Raw genomic sequence first — 3,545 nt, 5'->3', positions numbered from 1 at the left:
TTAGATAAATTAGCTTTTTCTAATAATCTGAGTGTAACAAAATCAAGGGATAATTTTTATATTTTCGATCAGCTCGAGGGCAATTATGCTGTTCAGAATAATACTGACAAAACAGCAGTTGTGCGTCAAAATAAACCGCAACGTTCCAGAAAATCCAACTTTTTCTTTGTTGTAGTGGATGCCGAAAAAAAGATATTGGATGTAGATTTTGAAAATACACCTATTTCAAGTATAGTTTATGACATAGGACACGAATTGGATATTGATATGTTTATCTCCAGTCCGTTAGAAAATGCCGGAAATGCAACAGTAAAAGCGAAAAATATCTCTTTTGATGCTCTTCTGAATAAGATATTTGAAACCAAAACAGAGAATCAATCTTCATCAAATAATCAAGCCCAAAGACAGTACAATAATAATGATCCTCAGGCTGGTGCAGGAAATGGAGAATCATCTGGTGGTGTAGGCTCTTATACGTACATGAGAAATGGTTCTGTTTACTTTTTTGGAACTAAAAATCAGTTAGTGGTAAGAAATATAAAGGCAATCCCGTTAATGTATCGTTCTATTGATATTTTAAGTGATCCATCAAAAGAGGGCAGGAGTGCGGGAAGATTAAATAACAATAATTCAAATAACATTAATTATACAAGTTATAATTCTTCTGATAACAGGACTAATAGTACAAGTTACCAGCCTAACAATCAGAATTCCAATTTTGGCTCATCAGGAAATTCTTCCTCTGCGAGCAGCAGTAATCCTTCAGAATCGATTCTAAGCATTATACCGGACGAAATCAAAAAAGATCTGGATATTAAAATTGACAAAGAATTGAATAGCTTTTTAGTGAATGGTCCTGCAGCCAATATTGAACGATTTGAATCTTTTATAAAGTATATTGATAAAACGGTGCCTGTTATATTGATTGAGGTCATGCTTTTAGAGGTAAATAAAAGTGCTACTGTTGAAACAGGTATAAATGCAGGAATTGGAGATAAACCTGTAACCACTTCAGGAACACTCTTTCCTAATTATGATATGAATCTTGGTGCGCAGACTATTAATAATATTATTGATGGATTCAATGGTTTCGGATCTTTGAATATTGGAAAAGTAGTGCCAAACTTCTATTTAAGCCTTAAAGCTATGGAAACCAATGGTAATTTAAAAATACGTTCTTCCCCAAGATTATCTACCTTAAACGGTCACAAAGCCTATTTGTCTATTGGCGAAACAACCTATTATGTGGTGACCAATCAAAATTTTTATGGTTCCCAGATTCCACAGGCATCAGAAATCAAAAATTACCAGCCTATCGATGCGGAATTATCTGTTACGATCATGCCATTAGTAGCCGGTGACGGCCAGATTACCATGGATATCAAAGTAATTCAATCCAGTTTTAATGGGCAAAAAGTAGATAAAGATGCACCTCCTGGAATCAATTCACGTGAGTTTACATCTATTATCCGTGTCAAAGATCAGGATTTAATTGTATTAGGTGGTTTGGAAGAATCAGTGAAAAATGATTCCGGCACCGGCGTTCCTTTATTGTCCAGAATTCCGGTTATAAAATGGTTATTTAGTTCCAGAACACGTGAAGATTCCAGGAAAAAATTAAGTGTATTGATTAAACCAACAGTTATTTACTAATGACTTTTCTATCCTTAACCTCGCTTTTGCTGGGCAAGCAATACATCGGTATTGAGCATTTTACCTTAAACAATGAGGATAAAATCGCATTGCTTTTAGTCGAAAAGAAAAAGGAAGGACTGGTTATTGCTAAAAAAGACAGAGTTACTTACAATCAAAAAGTAGCGGACAAGTGGGATACGAAATTGCCGTTTTTTCTAATTATAAATACCAATCAGGTAATCCAGAAAGAAGTAGCAGGTACAGAAACTTCTGATGAAAAACTTTTGCATAAGGCATTTCCTAATACCAATTGGGAAGAGTTTTATGTTGAAATCTGGCGTTTAAAAACAAGATCTTTAGTAGCCATTACAAGAAAAACCTATGTAGACGAAATAATAAGCCAATACGAAAAACAAAAAATAACTCTTGCCGGGATTAGCTTGGGGATTTGTGCCATATCTGAAATTACGGACTATGTAAATGAAAGTATCATATATACTAATCATCAGGCTATAGCGAAGGAGGAAGAGCAGCTGATTATTTCTTCAACTGCCCAGGATGAAGTTATCAATTATAATATTAATGATTTAGAAATTCAGAACAGGCATTTACTGGCGTTCTCAGGAGTATTAAGGTTATTGCTGAATAATTCTGCTAATTCCGGATCTGTTACATCGTATAGTAAAGGATTGCAGGATGCCTGGTATCAGAAACAGTTTTTTACAAAAGGCTTAAAAGTAATAATTGGGATAGTGCTGACTATTCTGCTATTAAATTTTGTCTTCTTCACGCATTATTATAAGCTGGCTCAGGAGAGTGCGGAAACTATTTTGGTAAACCAGTCATCACAGGAAGATGTCAGTAAAATTAAGCAGCGGATTATAGTCAAGCAGGAAAAAGTAAAAAACAGTCTGGGCAAAACAGATTCTCAAAGTTCTTTTCTGATTAATGAAATAGCTAAAGAAATCCCAACGTCAATTCTTTTAACGGAATTAACGTACCATCCTTTAGAAAAAAAAATAAAGGCAGAGGAACCAGTACTTTACACTTATAAGGTGATCACGGTAATGGGAACAACCCTTTCAAATGATGATTTTACACATTGGATTGAAAATATAGAAAGAATCAAATGGATAGACAAAGTCTTAATTACCCATTTTGGAAAAAATGATCTAAACGAAACAGGGTTTTCTATTAAAATTACATTGAAATAAATGAAACTAAACAAGAAAAATAAACTGTTGATAGTAGGATTTGTTTTGATCCTTTATATCTGTTATTCGTTTGCTATATCCAACACGGTCATATATTATAACGAATACCATAAAAAAGAACAGCAGATTGCAAATGATAGCAATTTGCCCAATTTAGCAAACCAGTTGATCCGGAAAGAAAAACAGCTGGATCAGGTTCTGGACCAAAACGAAATCAATGTTTCAGATTCTTTTCAGAATGATTTATTGAAACAGTTAAGTTCCTACAGTAATACCTACCATCTTAAAATTACCGACTTTCAGGAACCCCATACTATAATACAAAAAGGATTTACTACTACCAGTTATATTTTTTCTTTAGAAGGCTCTTTTAATGGATGTCTGGCATTGTTGAATCAAATCGAAAACAATCCGAAGCTGGGCGCCGTTAAACATTTAAACTTTATTAAGAAAAAGAACTATAAGACGGATATGGACCAGTTATTTGTTGAAGTTATTATGCAGACAAATAAAGGGATTTGATTTTTTTTTTTGCTTAAAAATAAATATACTGATACTAGCGATTGAATTCCCTAATTCTGGCTTGTATTGCTGAATTAACTAGCGATTAAAAAAAAACTAAAGTATGTAGTTGTCGTTCTGTTCTTGTATTTCCTGTAATTATATTTTATAGACTCAAATCCAAAAGTAAATCTT

3 protein-coding genes are annotated in these 3,545 nt (G+C 33.5%); all 3 read left to right on the top strand.

Annotated elements, in window-relative coordinates; translation table 11 throughout:
- Positions 1 to 1,653, top strand: a 1,653-nt coding sequence (locus GXM16_RS22645; protein WP_163396766.1) for a type II secretion system protein GspD, incomplete at its 5' end; no start/stop codon positions are given.
- Positions 1,653 to 2,849, top strand: a complete 1,197-nt coding sequence (locus tag GXM16_RS22640) for a general secretion pathway protein (RefSeq protein ID WP_163396765.1) — start codon at positions 1,653 to 1,655, stop codon at positions 2,847 to 2,849. The genes GXM16_RS22645 and GXM16_RS22640, both read left to right, overlap by 1 nt.
- On the top strand, positions 2,850 to 3,371 hold the full coding sequence (locus GXM16_RS22635) for a general secretion pathway protein (protein ID WP_163396764.1): 522 nt from the start codon (positions 2,850 to 2,852) through the stop codon (positions 3,369 to 3,371). It abuts the gene before it with no gap.
- The last annotated feature ends 174 nt before the right edge of the window (positions 3,372 to 3,545 follow it).

This window comes from Flavobacterium limi, from assembly GCF_010645075.1.
Classification (GTDB): Bacteria; Bacteroidota; Bacteroidia; order Flavobacteriales; family Flavobacteriaceae; genus Flavobacterium; species Flavobacterium limi.
This window is presented reverse-complemented; position numbering and strand designations above follow the sequence as displayed.